This window comes from Sorangiineae bacterium MSr11367, assembly GCA_037157805.1.
GTDB lineage: Bacteria > Myxococcota_A > Polyangia > Polyangiales > Polyangiaceae > Pendulispora > Pendulispora rubella.
In genome coordinates this window covers 47,439-71,070 of the sequence record CP089983.1, presented here as the reverse complement: position 1 = coordinate 71,070, position 23,632 = coordinate 47,439, and the positions used below count along the sequence as shown (strand labels likewise).

Here is a 23,632-nt window from a genome sequence, read left to right as displayed (position 1 = left end):
ACCATGCCGAAGGTCGAGCCTCGTTTGCCGATAGAACTCGAGTCTCCGAGGAGTGATCCCTCGATGGACCGTATGCTTCGCTGGCCAGAGAGTGGGGCAAAGCTCGCCGAGCTGCCCCTGACTTCCCCGCTCAGCGGCATCGTGGTGCCGCTGGAAGACGTTCCCGATCCGGTATTTTCCACGCGGATGATGGGCGACGGCGTGGCCGTCGAACCTCTGTCGAACCGCGTGCTCTCACCGTGTGACGGCGTGGTCACCCACCGCCATCGCGCGGGGCATGCGGTGACCATCACGGCGGAGAACGGGGCCGAGGTGCTCATTCACGTGGGCATCGATACCGTGCACCTGGAGGGTCGCGGCTTCACGTCGCACGTCCAAGAGGGCGCACGCGTGTCCGCGGGCGATCCGCTCATCACCTTCGACATCGACCAAGTGGCCCGTGCGGTGCCCTCGCTGCTGACGTTGATGTTAATCGCCAACAGCGACGAGTACGCGATCTCCTGGCGACAATCAGGATCCGTGGAAGCCGGCAAATCGCGGCTGATCCACGTGCGACGGCGCGATCCCAAGGATGCGCCGCTCGCGCGCGCCTCTGGGGAGGTCGCGGCGACGCGTCACACGCCCGGCGTCGCGCTCGAAGAGAAGCAGGGCGAGGCCGTGGTCGCGCACCATGGTGGATTGCACGCGCGTCCAGCGGCGCTGGTGCAGGCGGCGGCGCGCCGTTTCGGCGGCGAGGTCTCGGTGTCCTTCGGCGGTCGCACCGTGAATGCACGCAGCGTCGTGGCGCTCATGGGGCTCGGCACCAAAGAGGGTGATCGCGTCACCGTGCACGTGCGCGGCGCTTCGGCGGATACGGCACTGGCCGGTGTCGTGGCGGCGTTGCAAACGGCGGATGCCAAGGACGGACACAAAGAGAACGGCACCTCGGCGCCTGCGCTTCCTCTGCGCGGAAAGCTGACCGGCGGTGCGCTCGAAGGCGTCTGCGCGTCCCCCGGGCTGGCCGTGGGGCAGGTCGTGCGGCTGGGCAGCGTCGATGTGGAGCCGCCGCCGGCACTGGGCAACCTGGATGCGGAATTCGAGCGGCTGGCCAATGCGCTGGCCACGGTGCGGGCGGAAGTGGCTGCGGCGATTCGCGATGCCGAAGCGCGGCACGCACGCCAGGAGCACGACATGTTCGTCGCGCACCAGGCCTTGCTCGATGATCCGGAAATCGTCTCCAACACGGAGCGCGCGGTGGGCACCGGCGTGAGCGCGGGCCTCGCGTACCGCAACGCCGTGAACGCCGAGTGCGACGTCCTCTCGCGCCTGGGCAATCCGCTCTTGGCCGAGCGCATCACCGACCTGCGCGACCTCGAGCGACGCGTTCTCCTCGCGATGAGCGGCGAGGCGCTGCCCGAGCCGGAGCTCTTCGCGCAATCGATCATCGTGGCGGACGATCTGGCCCTGTCCGAGTTCACGCGCCTCGACAAATCGCGCATCGTCGGGCTCTGCACGGCCAAAGGCGGCGCCACCTCGCACGTGGCCATTCTGGCGCGCGCCATCGGCGTTCCCGGGCTGGTCGCCATGGGCGCGCCGGTCTTCTCCGTGGCGCACGGCACCGAAGTGGTGCTCGACGCCAACGCGGGCCGCCTCGATACGAAGCCGAGCGCGGAGCGTCTCGCGGCCGCGCGCAAGGCCATGTCCGAGCGCGCTTCACGCCATGCGGAGGCGCTGGCCAAGGTCGGCTTGCCGGCCATCACGCGCGACGGCCACCGCATCGAGGTCGCCGCGAACATCGCCACGGAGACCGACGCACGCGAATCCGTCGAGCAGGGTGCCGACGGCGTGGGCCTCCTGCGCACGGAGCTGCTCTTCGTCGATCGCCAAGATCCGCCGACCGAAGGCGAGCAGCTCGCCGCCTACCAGGCCGTGATCAACGCGCTCGATGGCCGCTCGGCGATCATCCGCACCTTGGATGCGGGCGGCGACAAGCCCCTCCCGTTCCTGCCCTTCCCCAAGGAAGACAATCCGGCGCTGGGCCTTCGCGGCATCCGCTCCGGGTTCGCCGAGCCGGAGTTGCTCGATACGCAGCTGCGCGCGCTGCTGGGCGTCACACCGCTGTCGGCGTGCAAGATCATGCTGCCCATGGTGTCCGACGCCGAGGAGCTGCTCTTCGTGCGCAAGCGCCTCGACACGCTCGCCTCGGAGATGGGCCTCACCGAGCGTCCGTCGCTGGGCGTCATGGTCGAAGTTCCGTCGGCCGCCCTGCTCGCCGATCAACTGGCCCGCCACGCGGACTTCCTGTCGCTGGGCACCAACGATCTCACGCAGTACACCCTGGCGATGGATCGCTGCCATTCGGGCTTCGCGGAGAAGCTCGACGGGCTTCACCCCGCCGTGCTGCGGCTCATCGCGAAGACCGTGGAGGGTGCGACCCGCCACGGGAAATGGGTGGGCATCTGCGGAGCACTCGCCTCCGATCTGGACGCGCTTCCCATCTTGGTGGGACTCGGCGTGACGGAGCTTTCCGTCAGCGCCGGCGTCGTGGCCGAGGTCAAAGCCAAAGTGCGCACGCTCGAATACGAAGCGTGCCGCCGGCAGACGACCGTCCTGATGAACCTCACGTCCGCAAAAGAGATCCGCGCGCGTGCGCGCGCCTTGTGGCCCGACGCCTAAATTTTCAGGGAGGACTTCCATGTCGCAGATAAACTTCGGAAAGGTCCAGCAGCTCGGGCGCGCGCTCATGCTGCCCATCGCAGTCCTGCCGTTGGCGGGGTTGCTGCTCCGGCTCGGTCAGCCGGATATGCTGAACATCAAGGTCGTCGCGCAAGCGGGCGATGCGATCTTCGGCAACCTGCCTCTCTTGTTCGCCATCGGTGTGGCCGTCGGCTTCGCCAAAGAGAATTCGGGCGTGGCCGGCCTCGCCGGCAGCGTCGGTTATTTGGTTCTGACCGCCGTGATCAAGGCGATGGAGAACCCCGACGCCAAAGAGAAGATCAACATGGGTGTCCTCGGCGGCATCTTCTGCGGCGTCGCGGCAGGTCTGCTCTACAACCGATTCAAGGACATCAAGCTGCCCGAATACCTCGCCTTCTTCGGCGGCAAACGCTTCGTCCCCATCGTGACCGGGTTCGTGTGCGTCTTCTTCGGGATGCTCTTCGGCGTCATCTGGCTGCCGATTCAGCACGTCATCGCCGCGCTGGGGAATTGGCTGCTGGAAGCGGGCGCGCTGGGCGTCTTCATCTACGGCATCCTCAATCGATTGCTCCTCGTCACGGGTCTGCACCACGTGATCAACAGCATGGTGTGGACGGTGTTCGGTGACTTCACCGACGCGAGCGGGAAGATCGTCCACGGTGACCTTCCTCGGTTCTTCGCGCAGGATCCTCACGCCGGCATCTTTATGACCGGCTTCTTCCCGGTGATGATGTTCGGTCTGCCGGCAGCATGCCTCGCCATGTACCGCACGGCCCGCCCCGAGAACCGCAAGGCCGTCGGCGGGTTGCTCTTCTCGATGGCGCTGACGTCGTTCCTCACCGGCGTCACCGAGCCGGTGGAGTTCGCGTTCGTCTTCCTCGCGCCCGCGCTGTATGCCGTGCACGCGGTGCTGACGGGCATCGCATTCGTCATCGTGAATGCGCTTCACATCCGCCTCGGGTTCAACTTCTCCGCGGGCGTCATCGACTACGTGCTGTCGTTCGGCATCGCGGAAAATCCGTTGCTCCTCTTCCCCGTCGGCGCGGCCTACTTCGCCGTGTATTACGTCGTATTCAACGCGTGCATCCGCTACTTCAACCTGGCCACGCCGGGCCGTGAGGCCGCCGACGCCGCGGCAAGCGCTGCACCGCTGGTCGTCGGTGATGCAGAGCGCGCCTACGCGTTCGTCCGCGCCCTCGGCGGTGCGAAGAACCTGCTCGAGGTCGACGCCTGCACGACGCGTCTGCGCCTCAGCGTCGAGAAGAACGACATCATCGACGAGCCCGCGCTCAAGCGCCTCGGCGCCAAGGGCGTGGTTCGCCCCGGCCCGCGCACGCTGCAAGTCGTCCTCGGCCCCGAGGCCGATCTGGTCGCCGACACGATCCGCGCGGCCCTCGCCGCGGGCGGCGCCTCCCTCGAGCCGCAAGCGGCCGTCGCCAGCCCGGCCATCGCCGCGAAGCCCGCGGTCCGACAAGCGGGAAGCGTCACCGGCATCGATCGCGCCGCCTGGGTCGCCGCTCTCGGAGGCGAGGGCAATCTGCGCGTGACCGAGCCCGTCGCCGGCAGCCGCCTCCGTGCGGAGCTGGTGGACGCCGACAAGGTCGACGAAGGCGCATTGAAGCGCCTCGGCGCCCAAGCCGTGCAACGCTTCTCGAGCACGTTGATCCACGTCATCGTCGGACCGAAGTCGACGGATCTCGCCGCGGCGTTGATCTCGCCGTAGGGCTCCCCCACCCCAACCCTCCCCCGGAGGGGGAGGGAGCCGAAACATCGTTGCCAACCGCCCCCTCCCCCGGAGGGGGAGGGAGCCGAAACATCGTTGCCAACCGCCCCCTCCCCCGGAGGGGGAGGCTGGGAGGCGGGGTTCGAAGGGGCGGCTTTCATAGCCGCCCTTTCTCTTTTAAGCGCCGACGGGTTGGCCGTCGGTGCGGCGGATGACGATGGTGGAGGAGCGCGGAGGGAGGGAATTGCCCTGCACGCTCGACGGCCAGGTGCCCGAAGGGTGCTGGATGTTGACGAAGAAGGTCGTCAAATCCGGCGTGTGCGTGATGCCCGTGATCTCGCAACCGGTGGGGCCGACGAGGAAGCGCTGCGACTTCTTCGTGACCGGGTCGACGTTGTACATCGAGTTGTTGCCGAAGACGTCGACGTTCGATTTCCCTTCGGCCCCCGAGGTGCCGGGCACGCTCATGTCCGTCTCCACCCAGAGCCGGCCCTGCAGGTCGACGTGGATTCCATCGGGGCTCGAGAAGGTGTCGCCGTTGATGTTGCCGGTGAGGGGGATCGACGGATCGCCCGCAAGGAGGAACACCTCCCACGTGAACGTCGTCGCAGTCGGTGCACTGTCCGCCTCGCGCCACTTGACGATGTGGCCGTGCAGGTTCTTCGTGCGCGGATTCGCCTTGTCGGTCACCGCGCGACCCGAATTGTTGGTCAGCGTGCAATAGATGCTCTTGTCCGGCGCCACCGTGATCCACTCCGGACGGTCCATCAGCGTGGCCCCCGCCACCCGCGCCGCAGCCTTCGTATTGATGAGCACATCGGCCTGCGTGGCAAAGTTCACCGTCACGTCGGGCTTCGGCCCCTGCGTCTCGTCGCCGGGATCCGTCGCCCCCGGCACGAGCCCGTTCTTGCCCTGCACCAACTCGAGCCACTGGCCGGTGCCATCCGCATTGAACTTGGCGACGTACAGCGTCCCGCTGTCGAGCAAGTTGGCATTCGCCGCACGGTTCTGCGGGTCGAATTTGCCGCTCGGCACGAACTTGTAAATGCAGCCCGGCGTGGAATCGTCGCCGAGGTAGAAGGCCAGCGAGTTGTCGCCGGCGAGCAGGTACGCGCTATTTTCATGATCGAACCGCCCGAGCGCGGTGCGCTTGACCGGGAGATCCGCGAGCTCGCCGCGCGGATCGATTTCCACGACCCAGCCATAGCCATTGTCCGGCTGCGTCGGGTCGAGGTAATTGTTCGTCGTCTCTTCGCACGTGAGGTACGTCCCCCACGGCGTCATCCCGCTCGAGCAGTTGTTCAGCGTACCGACCACCGTCGCACCGACGACCGACGCCGCCGGACCGCGAACCTTGTAAACCGTATTGCCGGTGTAGCGCTTGTTGTAGGCCGAATTGGCCTTCACCGCCCATTTGCCGTCGCTCTTTCGCTCGATTTCAATCACCGAAACACCGACGGCCGAAAGCGCGATCTTCTTTTGCTCGGGCGTCGCCGTGGCCGCATCGTACGTGCCGCTCATCAGGATCTTGAAGTCGGCAGCCTCGTGGTTGACCGCCAAGAGGCCGCCCTTGTTCGGGTCGACCCCGGGAAGCTCGAACAGCTTCATCCCATCGTGCCCGCCGCCCGAGATCTTTTCCGTTTCGGCCGACGTCAGAAAGGTGCCCGTATAGGCCACGGCGCCCGCCACCACGGCATCGCCCGCCGAGAACATCACGTCCACCGAGTAGCCTTCGGGCACCGTGACCTGATCGAGCACGTTGCGCGCGATCGGCTTGAACCGAATGGCATAGTTCGGCCCCGCGTCGACGCCGGGCCCGGCATCCGTTCCCGGTGGCGTATGGACCACGGTCGATTCGTCGCTGCACGCGGCGAGCACGGAGCCACCGAACACCGCCGCAAGCGATGCCCCGAGACCGCCACGCAACACCATGCGCCGTGTCACGTGCGCACGTGCAATCACGTCTTCGAAGGTCTCGCCCGTGGCGAGCGACTCGGTATCAGAAGAGCCCTGGCTTGCCGCGCGTGCGCGGTCGGTAAGATGCGACATGACAACCTCGTCGGGAGTGGAGGAAAAGCGCGACGGTATCGATGTCGATCTGCATCATCGTGACGCTTTCGTGTCGGTTGTGCGTCAGAAATCGCTGGTGTGCACGGCCACGCTCCCCACCTTTACATACGATATGTCGTGCCAATACACGCGCACCTCCAACTTGTGCCCTGCACGACCGTCGAGGTTGCCTTGCAAGGTGAATCGCTGGAACGAATGCGGCGCGCGGAATTCGCGACGGCGAATCGGCCGCGATGCAAAGACGGTATTCGTGGTGAAGTCGTTGAATTCCAAGGTCACCACCACCCCATCGTCGGCGCTGTTGTTGTCGACCTTGAGCTGAACGACGGCCTGCGCAGCCCCGCCGCCCCAATCGGTCGCATAGGGCCCGTAAATCATATGGCCACGCGCATCGTTCGCCGTGGTCGCGTACCAGCCGTCCGGATCGGCGCGGCCGATGCCGTGCGCGAGGCCGTTCACCACGTCGTACGTGCGGCCGCGCACGTCGCCCCGGCGAAGGGCATTCGGCACGGTGAGACGCCGGCGCGCTTCGATGGTGCTTTGCCCGCCCGCGATGGGCAGCGAAATGCCCGCGTGAATGAGCCCGCCGCCCATTTCGATGGCGCCATGCACCGCGCAGAGGCAGCCGCCCACGTCCTGGTTGTCACTCGGCCCCACGTGCGAAACCGTGGCCGTGCGCCCCGCCGCATAGTCGTTGGTCACGCCCAAGGTGAAGGGCTGATCGATCCATCCGACAACCACGTCGCTGGTCGGCACCGGACGCGCGTGCAAATCGGTCCACGCGCCGCCGGGCAGGCGAATGCCCTCACCAGCCCAGTTGATGGTCGTCTCCCGCAATTCCGGCCGCCAAAACCGGTTGATCCGTTTGAGGTAATTCGCATTTGGCCACGCGGTCATCACGAAGCCTCCAATGAGGCTCATATCGCCGGCGAACGAGGGATTGCCCGTCGGATTCACGATTTGCATCGTCCGGTCCACGTCGTTCGAATCGGGGTGCAGCTCGTAGCCGACACGCAGGTAAACGCGGCGCCGCACCTTGTCCGGAAAGAGGTAATCGGCGTGGCAGGCATCGCCGTCCTTGACGCTGTCCCCGTCCGCCTCTTTGACGAGCGGCCCCTCGTACACCAGCTTCAACCCGCCGTCGGGGAGCGACTGCAACACCACCGGTTCGAACTTCGCCGCGAACGACGGCGCCCCGGCATTGCAGGCCGACCACCACGGAATGCGCGTATTGGTGAACGGCGGCGCCTCGTTCAATCCATATTGATTGCACCAATCTTGCTGCGCGCAGGCCGGATCGTCGTTGGCCTCCGGCACGCGGTTGGGAAACTCGACGTGCTCGGCACCTTTGTACCCGCCGGCGAAGTGCCCCTCGCCGTCCTCGCCGGGGATGAATACGTTCACCGGGCGCCCGTCGGGGTCTTTCACCACGAAATCGAGCGCGTCTCCGGCCGCGCCGTCGAGCACCCAGAGGCCGTTCATCTTGCCGTAAAACCCGGTCTGATCGATCCAGGCGAGGTACCGCTTGCCCACGAACACGCGGTCATCGTGGTTGGGCGCCTCCGGCCCCGAGAATCCCAGGCCCGCCAGTGCGGCCTTGGTCAACGCGAGGGCCCGCGCATCCGACGCGCCACTCGCATTGTAAACGAGTGGAAGCGCCGGATCGTCGATCCACGTGCCCATGAGGGCCGATGGCGTTTGCCGCGTTGTCTCCGAGGCCTCGCCCCCGGAGCACGCGCACATGGCCAACAGAGAACCCACCGCTGCGACGTGCCTAGGATTCATGGCCTTGGTCCCCTCTCTCGAGGACGCAAGCCTGTCACACCTGCTGCGTCGGTACCACCGTGATGCGCTCCAGATTAATGTGACGCGGTAGGCCCGCGACATAGGCAATGGTCTCCGCGATGTCGTCGGCTGCGAGCCACGCAAAGGCTTTTCGCGTCTGCGCAAGCCATTCCTGGGCCGCAGCGTCGGTCGCGTGGCTTTGCAGCTCCGTATCCACGAGCCCCGGTTCCACGACCGCCACACGCACCTGCTTCGGGCCCAGCTCCGCGCGCAAATTTCGGGACAGATGCGTCATGGCGGCTTTGGTCGCACAATAGACCGCGAAGTTCGCATAGACGCCGTGCGCGCCCACCGAGGAAATGTTCACCAGGTCCGCGCGTCCACCCTTCGCGGCCGCCGCAATCAGCGGATCCACGAAGGCATCGACGATGCGCACGGCGCCCGTGACGTTGACGTCGATCATCTGTTCGAAGTCGCCCAAGCGGTGGTCCTCGAAGGGCGCCGGGAGCATGACGCCCGCGTTGTTGACGACCAGATCCACGACGCCGAATTCTCCGGCGATGACCCGCGCCGCCTCGGCCAGGCCCGAGCGATCCTTCGCGTCCACGGCGAAGGCCTGCGCGCGCCCTCCGCCGTCGCGAATGGATTTCACGAGCGACTCGAGGCGATCTTTGCGCCGTGCGAACACGGCCACGGCCGCGCCTTCGCGGGCGAGCCTGCGCGCGGTGGCTTCACCGATGCCGCTGGAGGCTCCCGTGACGACGGCGATGCGATCCTTGAGAGAAGAAGATTGAGACATGATGGCCTAGCTTTCCTGTGTGAGGTACGCCGCGAAGTCTGGGGCGGCCCCTCGGGGCTAGGAAGACGAGCGCGCAACCTAGGACTCGCAGTCCCTGGATAACGATCCGCCCGCGCGCCATGGTAAAATCCATGGTGATGGCGACCGATAGGCGAAGCGAGTTGGCGGATTTCCTGCGTGGGCGGCGGACGCGCGCTTCGCCGATCGCCAACGGGTTGCCTGCAGGGCGCCGCCGCCGAACGCCCGGCCTACGACGCGAAGAGCTGGCCCAGCTCGCGGGACTCAGCGTCGATTGGTACACACGCCTCGAGCAGGGACGCGACGTCAATCCGTCGCGCGAGACGTTGCAGGCCATCGCGCGCGTGCTGGATCTCGACGACGACGAGCGCGGTCATCTCTTTTACCTCGCCCGGCCCGAACCGATGCACCCCCGACCGGACGCCACGCGCCAGGAAAAAGCCGAGCCCGCGATGCTGCATGCGCTCTCAGCCATGACGGCACCGGCGTTCGTCATGACCCCGCGCTTCGACGTTCTTGCCTGGAACGAGGGCGCATGCCGCGTGCTGATCCCATTCGATGCGGTCCCGCGCGAGCGCCGCAACATCCTCTGGCTCACGTTTCATCACGCCGAGATGTGCGAACGCTACGTCGAGGTTCCCGTCATGCAGCGAGACGTGGTCGCCAGCTTTCGCTTGAGCGCGAGCTCCTTCGTCGGCGATCCGCATTTCGATGCGCTCATCACGGAGCTTCTCGAGACGAGCGAAGGCTTTCGCACGATCTGGGCACGCCACGAGGTGCGCGCCAAAACGTCGGGCACGAAGACCTTCCGCACGCGCGGCGCGCCGCTGGTTCTGCAGTGGTTCAGTCTCTACTCGCCCACCTCGACGAAGCAGATGCTCATCTATTACGTCCCGCGCCCCGGCGAAGAGCACCGCCTCGCCGAGCTGTAGAATCAATGGCTCACTGGCCGAGCAACGCCATCACTGCGCCGGCCCCCAGCGCCGCCACACCGCCCGCGACGAACAACTTCGCCCCGCGTGCCGCCGCCGCGAGCAACTCGTCCCGCGATTTCGCCGATAGGAGCAAGCTCCGCCAACCCGGCTCCGCGATGCCCCGTTCCACCGTGCGCCCGCAGGCATAGAGCCGCGGCACCACGGGAAGCAGGGTCTCGGTCACCTCGTACTTCGTTCCCAGCGACAGCGAGCCCGTCGACAATTTGTAGTTCCCGAACGCGAGATCCGCCCCGGTGATGCTGCCGAGGAGCCCCGCCCCTTTGCTCTCGCTCGTGCGTTGCTCGGGCTCGAAGTCGCCGCCATTGGAGGCGTCGATCCACACGGGACCCGAGCCATCGTCGATGGCAAAGCGCGCCGCCACCTTGCGGTCGTCGAGCACCTTGCTCTTCTCGTTCTCGCCCTCCTTCCACGAGGCCACCGTTTTCAGGCTGTAGTACAGGCACGCGGTTCCGGTGACCGGGGAGAGCAGTGGACGCTGGCAGATCACGTTGCCCTGCACGCTGATGGCACCATCCGATGACGCAACTTGTCCGCCTCGTGCCGCCGCGTCACCCGTGCGCACCAACGGAGCACCGGAGAGCCGCCCTGCCTTGAGCCGTTGAAAAATTCCCCAGATGACGCCAACGAGGCCCGTGGCCACGACAACGAGACCCAACGTGTGCATGATCCTTCTCCTCGGCCAAAGGGACGCGAATCGCAGAGCGAGGTTGCACGCGCTCGATTCTTTTTCGAGAACGCGTGCCCATGGTGCAACTTGCGCCGTCGAGATGCGTCCTTCGCCGGAAGGAGATGATCATGGGATTGCTTCACTCGGTGTTCGGCGGCGGAACCTCGCTCCAACTATCGCTCGACAACGACACGGCCTCGCCGGGGGCCGTCATCGGCGGGCGGATCGTGCTCGGTGGTGGAAAGAAGGCCCTGCGCCTCACCGAGCTGACCGTGAAGCTTTTCAGCGTGAACGTTCGCGCCCGCGAAGGCAGCGCGATGCCCGAGATCGACCTCGCGGAGATGGCCAAGCAAGTCGTGGCCGGCGGCATCGAGCTCGCGCCCAAATCCGAGAGCCCGTTCACGTTCCGCCTCACGGTCCCGTACGACGTGCCGCTCACCGCCTTCAATCGCACCTACAAGGTCGTTGCCTCGGCCGACATTCCGGGGGTGAAAGATCCCGCCGACGACGTGAAGGTGACCATCGTCGAGGCCAGCGAAGACACCGAGCGGCGTTTGCCCTTTCACGAGATCCTCGAGCGCTTTCCCGATCTGCAGAGCCAGGAAGAAGGGCGCTTGTGCAAAGCGCTCTACGATTTTTTCCTCGATTGTTACAGCGAGGGGGCGCAGCTCATGGAGGCCGAGCCCATCGTCGCGCACCACATGACCCACGGCACCAGCGTGAAGATTCGCTCAAAGCCTGGGCCAATTTGGTCGACAACCGCGTGCAGCCGCAACACCTGCAGACGCTCCATGCCCTGGCGAGCGCGCCCGGTCTCGACGAGGAGACATTCACCGAGGTCGTCATCGCCGCCACCAAGTTTGCCGAAGAGGGCGCCCTTCCCCTGGTGCAGCAGCTCGCCCGCCACCCGAGCGCCAAAGTCCGCGCGGAAGTCTCGACCAACCTACGCTTCAACGCCGCCGAGAAATTCAACGGCAAACGCGAGCTCTTGGTCCAACTGGCGCAAGATCCCTCACCGGGGGTGCGCAAAGGGGCCGTGAGCGCGCTGTCCTCGTACGTCGACGAACAGGGCATCCTGCCGTGGCTCGCGCAAATCGCCGATGCCGACGCCGACCCGGAGGTGCAGGCTGAAAGCCTTTCGTCGCTGCAGTTCGGGCACCACCACGGCATGCTCGACTTCACTTTGTCGGTCTACGAGCGGCATTTGCAGAACCCGAATGCCGAGGTGCGAAAGCACCTGCCGCAGTGCCTTAGTTTCATGCCGCCGGAGGCCTTGCAGCGGGTCGGCGGCATCGTGCAACGGCTGGCGCAAGATCCCGACGAGGGCGTGCGCGACGCGATGGCCTTCCAGTTCTGCAACCTGACGGAGATGCCGCAGCTGCTTCCCATCGCCCAGCACATGGCCCAGCACGATCCCTCCCTGGAGGTGCGGCGCCAGGCGCTCGGATCCATGTCGGGCCTGATGCAGCCGCAGCAGGCCGCGGCCTTCTACAGCCAACTCTTCGCCCAAGCCAAAAGCGAGGACGATCTCTGGCCCATCGTCAACGGCCTGCGCGCCCACGCCGAGCATGCCGAGGTGAGGCGCCTGCTCACGCACATGGGCCAGCTCCCCTACCCCCACCTCGCCGACGCCGCCCGCGAGGCCATGAGCTGAGCGCTCACTTCCGCACCAAGACTTTGCCCAGCCCCGCGCGACGCTTCTGCGCAAGGTCCCACGACGTGGAAAGCGAGCCGCCCGACGACTTGGTCACGCGGTCGTAGGCTTCGCGCGCGAGATCGTCGAGACCATAGAGCTCCGCGATGCGGCCAAGGACCAGGTAGTCCTGGGACTCCAGCGCGTGACTCTCCTGCTTGTCGACCACCAGCTGCAAGGTTTGGCGTGCCTCGTTCGCTCGCCCCGCATCGGCGTACAGCATGGCCAGCGTGTGCAACGCGTGCGCGTTGTTGCCCCAAGGTGTCTGCGTGCCCCGCAACACCAGATCGATGTCCGCCTGCTCGGTGGGCTTACCCTGAAACAACTTGCTCCACGCCGCATTGTTGTAGACCGAGTCGTGGGCCCTTCCCGTATCGAGTAGCTTGCGCCACGTCTTCCCCGCCTCGTCGAAGTGCCCCGTACGGTCCTCCAGTTGCGCCTTGAGCGCCAGCAGGTACGGATCGCCGGGCGCACTCGTGAGCTCCTTCTTCAGCGCCGCGCGCAACTCGTCGTGCCGATTCGTCAGGCTCAGCACATCGAACCGCAGATGAAGCGCCGTGGTCGACTTCGGGAACGCCGCAAGCAACCGCGCAGACGCTTCCAACGCACGCGCACCGTCCTCCGCGCGAAGGGCCGCCATCGTCAGTGCCTGATCCACTGCGCGCTGCTGCTCCGGATCCTTGACCCGATCGCGCGACTCCACCAAAAGGTTCACCAGCCGGCGTGGATCCGTATGCCCTACGCACAAGCAACCGGTCGCCGCCCGGATGTCCCCGCCGCGACCCCACGCCCGCTGCATGAGTGGCGCATCCAGCTCGTCGGCCGCTGAAACCGAGGAGACCATTTTCTTTCCCAAGTCCAACCAAGGCTTCGCCTCGGCGTCCCTGAGTTCCTTCAGCGCGTGCAACGCGCCCGCACACACGCCATCACCGATGTCGTCGGATACGGACAGGAGGCGATAGACGCCCCCCTCACGCACGAGCGTGAAGGTCATCTTGCCCGTGGCCGTCTCGGCGTGCACGATCTCGAGCGGCCCTTTTGTCTCGCGTGTCAGCTTCCACGACGCGAGCAGCACGTCGATCGCAGAATCCACGGGCACGCCCTTCAATTGGCGGACAAACTCTCGACGAATGTTCCAAATTTGCTTCTCGGCATCCGCCGCCGAAAGATCGCTCGCCTCCGCATAAAGCGGCCCACTACCCTTGCCCAAGGCCAAACGAAGCATGGCTAGCTTCGCGAAATCCTCGGGATTCTTGTCGCTGAGCGTAAGAGTCTCGTGCCGCTGCGCTAGCCGCAATTGTCTCGCGCTCTCTCGGTACGTCGCGGCGTCCTTGCCGGTTCGCGCGGCCGCCTCGTAGAGAGCTGCGGCCTCGGGGTACCTTCGCAGCAGGTAAAGGTGTGCGGCCGCCGACGCGAGCACCTGCGCGCGCGATTCATCGTTCAACCCGAGACGGACGACATCGTCGATGGCGGCAGAAGCACCTCGCGTCGCCGCCATGGCCACCGCCCGGTAATTGTGCGCGGCCCGTTCCGGGGACCGCTTGGCGAGGCGTTGCAGCACTTCATCGAAGCGTCCAAGTTGCAAAAGGGCCTCGATGGCGTTGTTCGAATAGTCCGCCCCCGAGATGTCCGTAATCTGCGCAGGATCGATGGCGTCGTACAACTCGAGTACACGCCGCCAGTCGTCCGGGTTGCGAGACTTGACTCCGTTCGCATCGCGTTCGAGTGAAACCGCCAAGTTGACCCTCGCCGCAAGGTCTTTCGGGTCGAGTTCCAAGGCCTTGCGGAATTCGGCCATGGCCCCCTCGCGATCGGAGCCGGGGGCGAACTGCCGCCCCAAGGCATCGTGGAGCAGAATGAAGCCGAGTTGCCGATGGGTGACGGCCATGTTCGGCGCGAGCTCGACGGCTTTGCGCCCCTCGCGGCGCGCTGCCTCCACCAAGCCTGCATCGAGAAGCGCGGACGCGTATCGCATGTGTCCCGTCGGCGTCCCGAGGGACCGCCGATACACGTCCATCCCCTCGCGCAGCTTGCCTTCGGCGACGAGCTTCGCCCCCTCGTGCATGAAGCGCACGAGCGTGCTCGTTTGCTCGTTGAGAGAGCGCACGCCTTGACGCAGGGCCTCGACCTCCTTGGCTTCGAGACGGGTCTTCGCGATTTCGACGCGAAACACCGCGGACAGCGATCCGTCGCGATTCGGCGTGACCGTTCGCGAAAGCTGCGCAGACCCCAGGTCGATGGGGTCGAACTTGGGCTGCTCTGCAAGGACGAACCCCTTCGGGGGAACGAGGTGGTAGCGCACCTCGGACCGAAAGGCAGAAGGCAGTCGCGCCGGCGTGCGCCGCGTCTCGGTCGACAAGAGGGACCTCGGCAGCGACGAGGTCAGCACGCTCGTGAGAAACATCACCGCGGCCTCATTGAGATCGGTGACGACACGCGAAGCATTGGGAACCTCGAGGCGAACGCGCAGCGGCTTGTCGAGCTCGTTGACCGGGCCGATGTCCGTCTTGGTCGCCGTAGTGGCGCCGTATTCTTGCTTCGTATAGCGATCCAACTGCGACTGTATCGAATCGCGCGAACCCGAAAATGACGCGCGAAGGATCGCCTCCTGGATACCGGTGGCGGTCGTCGTTTCCACGACGCGTCCCCCTTCGAAATCAGAGAAGTAGACCTCCCGGTCCTCCGTGTACGTATTGGCCGCGGCGGTGAGCTCCGGCATCCGCGAGAGCCCGTCGGTCGCAGGAGCGACGATGAGCGCGAGCCGCCCTTGCTCGCCCGATGGCAGTACGCCCGCCGGGTAGTAGCTGGCCGTCGGATCCATGTAGATGGGCTCTTTGTCGACCATCATCACGATGGCATGATCGAACGAGCCGAAACCGGGGAGGTCCTCCCGCACGTCCTCACCGGGGCCTGTGCGGACCAGGACCACGTGCGCATCGAGCCCGCTCGCGCGCAACAGGCCGGTGAGCAGCACCGCCTGGTCCTTGCAATCGCCATAGCCGCGCCGCAGCGTTTCGCTCGGTTTCGCCGGCTCGTACGAGGCGTCCCCCAGCTCGACGTCGGCGTAGCGCACGCGCGAACGCGCCCAGGCCAGAAGCTTCTGCGCCTTGGTTCGCGGAGCGTCGGCGCTCGACACGACCGATTGCGCCGTGGCCGTGAGATCGGCCCCTTCGAGCACGCGATTCACCGTGGCATCGTAGACGCGGGCCACGTCTTGCCAGCTTTTGCCGGTGCTGAACGCCACCTCCGGCCACGGGGCCACTTCGGGCACTTGCAGCGGCTCCAGCGATTCGAGCGCCGGGTATGGACCGCCCGCGAAGGTCAGCCGACGACGCCCGTTCGACTTCTCCTCTTTGAACGAGACCTTGGCGTCCAACACGCGATGACGAAGGGGCAGGCTCTCGGGTGCGTCGAGAATCAGGCGGGTCGCATCGACTGGCACAGGCCCGCCGAAGAAATAGGAGTGGACGATGCCCGCGGGCGAATACGGCTTCGTGGTCTTCCACACCACGCGCTCCTCGACCGTCGCCCCGATTTCAAGGCCGGGCAACGGAGCCCGTAGCACGCGCTTGTCCGACAACACGCCGGGCGACGACTGCTCCACGTTGCTCTCCACGAAGGACGCCGGCTCGACCGGATGCACGCCGCCTCGAGGGTCCACCACGCGGACGCTGACCTCCGGCCGGGCCATGTGCCAAGGCTGCCACTGCGCTTCGAAGTCGCTCGCATCCTCGAGACCGTCCGCGGTGAGGACGCGGTAGCGGTGCACCTGCGTCCTCGTGTAGTTGCCCGCGGCGTCAAACACGTATTCGTTCGAGATTTCCAACTCGCGAATCGGCGGATCCTCGCTCGAAGCCTCACGCGGGACCGCCACCGCCGGAGCGGATACCTTGGCCGGCATACCCGATTGGCATGCCGCGGGCAGAACGGCGAACGCGAACAATGCGAGCGTACGAAGTGCGAACGATTTCATGTCGGAGGGGCCCCCACGGAAGGGAGATTCGGCCCACTCCGACCTGAAGTTTCGTCAAAACCGCCGGCTACGTCACGTGCACGTCGGCATCGATGTGGTGGCCCTTCGTTTCGCGGATGTAGAGGCCACCCACGATGAGGGTCACGATGCAAACGCCAATGGGGTACAGGAGGCCCGTGTAAATCGCACCGCTGCCGAAGGTGGTCTTCGCCCAATCCGATGCCGTCACGGCGGTGGCGATGAGCGGGAGGAACCCGCCGAACCAGCCATTGCCGAGGTGGTACGGCAAGGACATCGACGTGTATCGAATCTTCGTCGGGAACAGCTCGACCAAGAACGCCGCAATCGGCCCGTACACCAAGCAGACGTAGACCATCTGCAAGGAGAGCAAGAGCACCATGGCCACGTAGTTGATCTGCGCCGGATCGGCCGCAGGCAGCCCATTGGGGTTGCCGAAATACTTCAGCCCCGCGAAGATCGGATAATACGTCAGCGCGCCGAGCAGGCACCCCGACAGAATGAGCTTCTTGCGCCCGATCTTGTCGGACAGGCGCCCGAATACGATGAAGAGCGGCGTGGTGATGGCCAGTGCAATCGACACCAGCGTGTACGCCGTTTTCCAATCGATCTTCAGGGTCGCCTGCAAAAACGTCAGCGCGTAGAACTGGCCCGTATACCAAACGACGCCCTGCCCCGCCGTCGCTCCGAACAAGGCAATGAGCACATATTTCAAATTGACCGGATTGGTAAAGCTCTCCTTGATGGGGTTCTTGGAGGTTTTACCTTCCGACTTCATCTTCTTGAAAAGCGGCGACTCACTCATCTTGAGGCGCACGTAGAGGGAGACCGCGAGGAGCACGAACGAAATCAGAAATGGAACGCGCCATCCCCAATCTTTGAAGGCCGCCTCGCCCACGGTCGTTCGCGTCAGGCCGATGACGCCCATGCTGACGAAGAAGCCGAGCGTGGCCGTGGTTTGGATGAAGCTGGTGTAGAAACCGCGCTGACCGTCAGGAACGTGCTCGGCCACGTAGGTCGCAGCACCGCCGTATTCACCACCCAGCGCGAGCCCTTGGAGCAAACGCAAGAACACGAGCATCCCGGTTGCGACGAGGCCCATGCTTGCGTACGTCGGAAGCAGCCCGATGAGCGCCGTGCCCAAGCCCATCGTGGCCATGGTGATTAAGAATGTGTACTTGCGCCCGACAAGGTCACCAACGTGGCCAAATACCAGCGCGCCAAGGGGGCGCACGCCAAAGCCGGCGCCAAATGTCGCAAGGCTGGCGAGCAAAGCCGCGGTGTCATTTCCCTTTGGAAAGAACAACCCGCCAAAGAAAACGGCCAAGCTTCCGTAGAGGTAGAAGTCATACCATTCGAACAACGTACCGAGAGACGCCGCGAAGATGACGCGGCGAAGCGTCGATGCGTCGGCCAACGGTTCTCCCGTGGCGCCCGAATCGTTGGCACTTCCTGCTGAAATAGCATCCTTCATGCCTACACTCTCGATCATGTTCGGCCCCCTCGTTGGCCCCCTGCCCGCGCACATCGCGGATATTGCCGCAGAGTATATGCGGGAACAGCTTTCAATGGTGGGCTGTCATTATCGGCATGGTGCGCCTTGACCCCCGTTTCGGGAATCTGCGAACATTTGACTGAAAATGACCAGCGTTCCGCCCGATGACGAAGAGAAAACGCGAGTCGGAAAGGCTCCACTGGATCTTGTCTTGGGCAATTCCGCGCGCGATCGCGCATACCTCATCGTGCTCGCGGGCGACGCCGTCGGGCAGATGTACCGCCTCGAGGATGGCGAAACGCTGATCGGCCGCACCTCAACGGCAAAAATTCGGCTGACCGACGACGGAATTTCCCGGCGCCACGCCCGCATCGTCCAGAATGGAACGGAGGTCTTCATCGAAGACCTGCAGAGCGCCAACGGCACCGCGGTGAACGACGAGAAGGTGTCGCTGTCGCGTGAGCTGCACGACGGGGACAAAATCCGCATCGGCTCGGCCACGATCCTCAAGTTCACGTACCACGATGATCTCGAGGAGAGCTTCCAGCAGAAGATGTACGAGGCGGCTCTCCGCGATGGGCTGACCAAGGCGTTCAACAAGAAGCACTTCCTCGACCGGCTCGAGAGCGAGTTGGCGTACGCCAAACGGCACCGCCAGCCGCTTTCGCTGGTAATGCTCGACGTGGACCATTTCAAGAACATCAACGACACGCATGGGCACCTCGCCGGCGACTACGTGCTGGTGCGCCTGGCCAAGTTGGCCATGGCCCAAGTGCGCACGGAGGACGTGTTCGCACGCTACGGCGGCGAGGAGTTCGGGGTCATTTGCCGCGGGGTCGATGCCTCGCGCATCTCCATTTTCGCCGAGCGCCTGCGGCAGATGGTGGAGACGTCGGCCTTCGACTACGAGGAGCGCTCCATCCCGCTGACCATCAGCGTGGGCGTCGCCACCTACCCCCATGTCGAGGCCGACCAGGTCGAGCAGCTCATTTCCGCGGCCGACGAGGCCCTCTATGCCGCGAAACGCAGCGGACGCAACCGGGTAAAAATCGCCGGAACCGGCGCGACTTGACCTGACCGGGTTTTGAGACCAAAAGGCTGACGTGTCGCGCGTCGCCAAGTTCGCCTGGGGCCTGCTGGCCTACAACCTTTTGGTCATCGCCTGGGGCGCCTATGTGCGTGCCAGCGGCTCGGGCGCCGGCTGCGGCGCGCACTGGCCCTTGTGCAATGGCGAGGTCCTGCCGCGTGCGCCTGGCGTGGAGATGATCGTGGAGCTGTCGCACCGCATCACCAGCGGGCTCGCCTTGGTGGGCGGCTTGGCGCTGGCCATCGCGGCGCATCGCAGCCACCCGCGCGGGTCCTTGGTCCGGCGCGGTGCGTGGACGTCGTTCGGGTTCGTCTGCGCCGAGGCGCTCATCGGCGCCGCGCTCGTGCTCTTCGAGCTGGTCGCGCACGACAAGTCGGCGAAGCGCGCGCTGTCGATGGCACTGCATCTGACGAACACGTTCTTCCTGCTCGCAGCCCTGACGCTCACGGCCTTCTGGGCCTCCGGCGGCGGCCGCGTTTCGCTGCGCCGTCAAGGCGCCCTGCCGTGGGTCTTCGGCGTAACCCTCGGCGGTATGCTGCTCCTCGGTGCGAGCGGCGCGGTCACCGCGCTGGGGGACACGCTGTTTCCGGTGCACACGCTTTCCGAGGGCCTCGCGCAAGATCTCTCGCGCGGTGCACACCTGTTCGTGCGCCTGCGCGTGTTGCACCCGGTCATCGCCACGGTGGTGGCGGCCCTCGTGCTCGCCGCGGCGACGTTCGCGCGCATCCTGCGCCCCACACCGGAGGTGCTCCCCTTGGCGCGCGCGGTCTCCATGTTGGTGCTCGCCCAAATGGTGGCCGGCGTGGTCAACGTGACCTTGCTCGCGCCCGTGCCGATGCAGCTCGTGCACCTGCTCCTGGCCGACGCCGTGTGGATCGCCCTCATCTTGATGTCCGCAAGCGCCTTGCGCGCACCCGAGCCGAGCGGAGCCAAGAACGCACCCCTCGTCGCTCCGACCGCGGTGCCGTCGTAGGAGAAAGGCCTTCCGCGCGCATATTCCTTCTGAAAAGAATATGGGCGGGACGGTGCTACACTTCGGTTCGTGTCGGATCCCCTTGCGAACGAACACTTCGTCCGAATCGTGGGCAGGCGCCAGCGTCCCCCCGTCGGAACGCCACCTACCATCGAAGCGCGGCAGGCCATGGCTGAGATGGCTAAATACTCGACGAGGGCACCGAAGGGCGTGTTCATTTACCCCAGCCACGAAGCCGCAAATGCAGACCGCGAATCCTGGCTCATCGAGGCGATGCGCGCCCGAGCCCTCGCCTCCGGCGAGCCGTGACGGAATTCACCCGCCCGGCAACGTGGGACGATCTCAAGCTGCTTGCCAGTTACTTAACGGAGGCGGGCGTCAAGTACGCCCTCATCGGTGGATACGCCATCGCCGCGCATGGCCTCAACCGCTTTTCCGAAGACATCGACATCCTCGTCGATCCGTCCCCTGACAACACGCGCCGCTGGATTGAGGCTTTGGCGAAGCTGCCTGATGGCGCGGCCGGCGAGCTACGCGGAGAGGACGACATCTTTCAACGGGAAGGGCCGTACGCGATCCGGATCAATGACGAGTTCACCGTCGATGTGATGGCCGGCGCGTGCGGACACTCGTGGCAGGAACTCGAGAGATACATCACGGAGGTGGATCTCGACGGTGTGAAGCTCCGCGTACTCGGCCTCGACGGCCTGCTCCTTACGAAGGAGGGCATGCGCGAGCGCGATCGCGCAGACGCCCAGGTGCTTCGCCAGGTACTCGGAAAAGCGCAGCGCTAACGCTTCGATTACTGAGGCGGGCGGCCCTTGGCGACGTCGTCCTCGGCCACGTCGGCGAGGCCCGCGAGATCGCGTAAGGGCAGCGGATGCAGCGGTGGGCGCGGGGTGATGGGCAGCTCGGCGGAGCCGCCGTGTTGCCGCAAAAGGTGGGCGCACAAGGCGACGCACGATTTGCCCTGGCACCACCCCGTGCCGAAGCCCGTGTAGCGTTTCAGCGATTCCAGATCGTCGTGACCGCGCTCGATGGCTTGTTCCAGCTCGTGGAGCGTGACGTCCTCACAGCGGCATACGAGAATTTTGCCCATCGCAGCGCGGTCACCATGCGCTCATTCGCGCCGGAATTCAACGGTTACGGCGCAACCGGTGGCTTCACGGCCAGGTATACCGTGCTCCAGAGTTGCACCGCGTTCGACTCGTCGACGCCCGGGATGACGAAGGGCGCATACTCGATGGCGCCGTTCTTGGCGGCAAAGGACCATAACTCCCCCGTCGTGCCCCGCCGCACCGCGATGGCCGCCCACAGAGCCGTCTCCGCGGCGCGCAGCTTCTCCTTGGTCGACCCGGCGAGATCGGCCCGCGCAAGCTGACGCTTCAAGCCCGCGGCGAGCATGGCCTGCTGCCACGACCAGATCACCGTGCCGTGGTAGTCGCGCGGCGTGAAAATCGGCTGCAACGCCGGATCCGTCGCCAGCGCGGCGTTCGCCACCACGACCCCCACCGGCGTGAGGATCCCCGCCGGGAATGGCCGCAGGAGGTCGTCCGCCGCCGACTCCAGGTACTCTGCCGAAGGATCGGTGAAGAAGAACATGAACGACGAATCGGAGTGCATGACCTCCACGGGCTTGCCGTCCGCGCCGAGCGACAGGCCATAGTAGGTCACGTCGCCCTTCACCGACTCGGTCGATGCCTTGGGATCGATCTGCGCGGCGCGCGCGTAGTCGTCCACCCGCTGCTTCGCGTTCGCCGCGGGCACGGTCACCTTGAAGTACTTCTCCACGCCCTTCCAGGCGGCGGCGAGCTGCTCGGCCTTGGCGGCCGACGCGGGATCCCCGAGCTCGGGGCGCGCGTACAGCTTCTTCGCCGCGGCCAGCGCCGCGGGAACCAGTGCAGCGTTCACGTCGAAGGCAAACCGCCCGAGCCCGAGCCCATTGTCGGAGTCGCGCCAATTGCCCACGTTGTTCTTCTGCCCATTCACCGTGTCGCGGATCTTCACCAGCGTCGTGGCCGACGGCCGATCGGCGTAGGGCTGGGCCTGCTGCAGCACCAGCGCGAGGTTTCGCTTCAGCGCCTCCGCGTACGTCGCCCCCGACGGCGTTTTCTTGGCGAGAAACGCGCCCGCACGCGCCGAGCCGTCGGGCGTGTCGAAGTACGCCGCGAGGATGGGCGCGAGCTGAAAGTCGTCGTCGACCATTTTGTAGTCGAGGATCGGTTGCTCCAGATCGTTCGGGCGCGGCGTCCCGCTCACGTGGGTCAGCGCCGCGTAGTCGCCGATGGCCTCCTCGTGCGCCACGTCCCCCAACTCGGCGCCTTGGGTTCCGACCCGCTCCAGCACGGAGCCGATGCCCGACTCGATCACCGGCGCTTGCAGCGCGGGCATCAGCATGCCCACGGAGAGCAACGTGTCACGCCCGAAGTACGTGAGGAAGCGCCACGAGCCGGCCATGAATTTCTCTTTGTAGGTCAGGAACGAAAGCGCCTGCAGCGCACGCGGGTTGTCGCGGTTCGCCGCCGCTTCGTCCTTCACCAGCTCGGCGTGCGCGTACGGCGTGAGCGGCGTGTCGTCCGCCAGCGCCGTGGCATGAATGCGGATCTCGCCGTGCGCGCCTGCAGCCAAGGTGACGTCGCTGCCCTGCGCCGTGATGGTCGTTCCATCCTCGGGCACGATGCGCAGCTCGACGTGGTGCCTGCCGTCGGTCATCGTGCGACGCAGGAGCAAGCCAGACGAGGGCGACGTCGAACTCATCTCCGGGAGCATGCCCGCCGGGATGGGCTCCTTGTACTTCAGGTTGTTGTACCCATAGTCGCGCAGCGAACGCACATTGCCGAGCACCGAGCCATGCACCTTCAGCGACGTGGCATTGGTTCGCAGATGCGCCGAGAGCCCGCGCATCCCATCGTCGCGCTTCACGCAACCGAGCTGGCTGTCGCTGGTGACGCCGAACTGCACCGGCGAGGCCACGTCCTCGAACCAAATGCCCGCCCCTTGGTTGCTCGCGGGAAAGGCAAACAGGAGGCGCAGCGAACGCCCCGCCCGCGCGAGCATGTGCGCCGCCATCGGCCCTTGGCGATAGAAATGGTTCTCGATGGCCGTCTCGCCATCGCCATCGGTCTCCTGAAATTGGAGCACCTCCGCGGCATCGCACGCCTTGTCCGGTGCATCGTTCGGGGGTGCTTGAGCATTGTCCGAGGAACAGCTCGCCAGCAGCAGCGCCAGTCCGGCGAACTCGAGGGGAAAAATCAGTCGATTTCGGGCCATCGGGATCCCTCCTTATTTAAGGAAGCGGCCAGACTACCGTGCTCTACCCCAGACCACACGTGATCTCCCAGCTCCCACTTCAGGAACTGGGACAGAGGATTTTCACAGCCCCTTGCCTCGATGCCGCACCTCGGCTAGTAACGGCCCCCCGCCATGTACCTCGTTATTTCCAAGAAGCCGCGCAAGACCAACCGCACGAAGAGCAAGCGCTACCGCGCCAAGCTCAAGTCGAAGAACACCGGCCGCCGCGCGCGCCTGAATCGCCCCTGATTTTCAGGGTCTGATTCGTTCTTCGTAGACGTCGTTCGAGCTCGAGCGAGGCACCTGCCTTGCGTCGAGCCGTTCGTCTTTAAGGGATCTGCGCGGTCTCTGAAAGATAGAGTGGAACCG

16 protein-coding genes and 1 pseudogene are annotated in these 23,632 nt (G+C 65.5%); 9 read left to right on the top strand and 8 right to left on the bottom strand.

Features of this window, described 5'->3' with window-relative positions:
- The first annotated feature begins 63 nt into the window (after nucleotides 1–63).
- Nucleotides 64–2,655, top strand: a complete 2,592-nt coding sequence (gene ptsP, locus LVJ94_00270; protein ID WXB05698.1) for a phosphoenolpyruvate--protein phosphotransferase — start codon at nucleotides 64–66, stop codon at nucleotides 2,653–2,655.
- Nucleotides 2,656–2,674: 19 nt separating this feature from the next.
- Nucleotides 2,675–4,399, top strand: a complete 1,725-nt coding sequence (gene nagE / locus LVJ94_00265; protein WXB05697.1) for an N-acetylglucosamine-specific PTS transporter subunit IIBC — start codon at nucleotides 2,675–2,677, stop codon at nucleotides 4,397–4,399.
- Nucleotides 4,400–4,576: 177 nt separating this feature from the next.
- Here nagE and LVJ94_00260 read toward each other — a convergent pair whose 3' ends face one another.
- From LVJ94_00260 to LVJ94_00250, 3 genes are all read right to left on the bottom strand, one after another.
- Nucleotides 4,577–6,448, bottom strand: a complete 1,872-nt coding sequence (locus LVJ94_00260) for a PhoX family phosphatase (GenBank protein WXB05696.1) — start codon at nucleotides 6,446–6,448, stop codon at nucleotides 4,577–4,579.
- Nucleotides 6,449–6,532: 84 nt separating this feature from the next.
- Nucleotides 6,533–8,254 (bottom strand): hypothetical protein, encoded by a 1,722-nt coding sequence (locus LVJ94_00255; protein ID WXB05695.1) that lies wholly within the window; start codon nucleotides 8,252–8,254, stop codon nucleotides 6,533–6,535.
- A 34-nt stretch (nucleotides 8,255–8,288) separates the two neighbouring features.
- Nucleotides 8,289–9,053 (bottom strand): SDR family oxidoreductase, encoded by a 765-nt coding sequence (locus tag LVJ94_00250; protein WXB05694.1) that lies wholly within the window; start codon nucleotides 9,051–9,053, stop codon nucleotides 8,289–8,291.
- Nucleotides 9,054–9,190: 137 nt separating this feature from the next.
- Here LVJ94_00250 and LVJ94_00245 point away from each other — a divergent pair, with 137 nt between their 5' ends.
- Nucleotides 9,191–10,003 carry a helix-turn-helix transcriptional regulator gene (locus tag LVJ94_00245; GenBank protein WXB05693.1) on the top strand — a complete coding sequence of 271 codons (813 nt, stop codon included), beginning with the start codon at nucleotides 9,191–9,193 and terminating at the stop codon, nucleotides 10,001–10,003.
- A 10-nt stretch (nucleotides 10,004–10,013) separates the two neighbouring features.
- Here the strand turns inward: LVJ94_00245 and LVJ94_00240 are convergent, their stop codons facing one another.
- Entirely contained in the window at nucleotides 10,014–10,730 is a 717-nt protein-coding gene (locus LVJ94_00240) for an E3 ubiquitin ligase family protein (GenBank protein WXB05692.1), read from the bottom strand.
- 131 nt (nucleotides 10,731–10,861) lie between these two features.
- On the opposite strand from LVJ94_00240, the pseudogene LVJ94_00235 reads away from it, so the two are divergent.
- Together LVJ94_00235 and LVJ94_00230 are read left to right on the top strand one after the other, a co-directional pair.
- Nucleotides 10,862–11,197: pseudogene (locus LVJ94_00235) on the top strand (sporulation protein).
- Nucleotides 11,198–11,349: 152 nt separating this feature from the next.
- Nucleotides 11,350–12,387 carry a HEAT repeat domain-containing protein gene (locus tag LVJ94_00230; protein ID WXB05691.1) on the top strand — a complete coding sequence of 346 codons (1,038 nt, stop codon included), beginning with the start codon at nucleotides 11,350–11,352 and terminating at the stop codon, nucleotides 12,385–12,387.
- Nucleotides 12,388–12,391: 4 nt separating this feature from the next.
- Here LVJ94_00230 and LVJ94_00225 read toward each other — a convergent pair whose 3' ends face one another.
- Entirely contained in the window at nucleotides 12,392–16,399 is a 4,008-nt protein-coding gene (locus LVJ94_00225; GenBank protein WXB05690.1) for a DUF3857 domain-containing protein, read from the bottom strand.
- A 67-nt stretch (nucleotides 16,400–16,466) separates the two neighbouring features.
- On the bottom strand, nucleotides 16,467–17,909 hold the full coding sequence (locus LVJ94_00220; GenBank protein WXB05689.1) for an MHS family MFS transporter: 1,443 nt from the start codon (nucleotides 17,907–17,909) through the stop codon (nucleotides 16,467–16,469).
- 148 nt (nucleotides 17,910–18,057) lie between these two features.
- Here LVJ94_00220 and LVJ94_00215 point away from each other — a divergent pair, with 148 nt between their 5' ends.
- The 4 genes from LVJ94_00215 to LVJ94_00200 all read left to right on the top strand — a co-directional run bounded on the left by LVJ94_00215 (nucleotide 18,058) and on the right by LVJ94_00200 (nucleotide 20,766).
- A complete protein-coding gene (locus tag LVJ94_00215; protein ID WXB05688.1) occupies nucleotides 18,058–18,984 on the top strand; it encodes a GGDEF domain-containing protein in 927 nt (308 codons plus the stop codon).
- Nucleotides 18,985–19,015: 31 nt separating this feature from the next.
- On the top strand, nucleotides 19,016–19,972 hold the full coding sequence (locus LVJ94_00210; GenBank protein ID WXB05687.1) for a COX15/CtaA family protein: 957 nt from the start codon (nucleotides 19,016–19,018) through the stop codon (nucleotides 19,970–19,972).
- A gap of 69 nt (nucleotides 19,973–20,041) precedes the next feature.
- On the top strand, nucleotides 20,042–20,281 hold the full coding sequence (locus LVJ94_00205) for a hypothetical protein (GenBank protein WXB05686.1): 240 nt from the start codon (nucleotides 20,042–20,044) through the stop codon (nucleotides 20,279–20,281).
- Entirely contained in the window at nucleotides 20,278–20,766 is a 489-nt protein-coding gene (locus LVJ94_00200; protein WXB05685.1) for a nucleotidyl transferase AbiEii/AbiGii toxin family protein, read from the top strand. Before LVJ94_00205 ends, LVJ94_00200 begins: the two co-directional genes overlap by 4 nt.
- A gap of 8 nt (nucleotides 20,767–20,774) precedes the next feature.
- Here the strand turns inward: LVJ94_00200 and LVJ94_00195 are convergent, their stop codons facing one another.
- Complete coding sequence (locus LVJ94_00195) at nucleotides 20,775–21,071, bottom strand: (2Fe-2S)-binding protein (protein WXB05684.1); 297 nt, start codon at nucleotides 21,069–21,071, stop codon at nucleotides 20,775–20,777.
- 44 nt (nucleotides 21,072–21,115) lie between these two features.
- Nucleotides 21,116–23,242: a hypothetical protein gene (locus LVJ94_00190; protein ID WXB05683.1), complete on the bottom strand. Its 2,127-nt coding sequence runs from the start codon at nucleotides 23,240–23,242 to the stop codon at nucleotides 21,116–21,118.
- Nucleotides 23,243–23,632 lie beyond the last annotated feature (390 nt).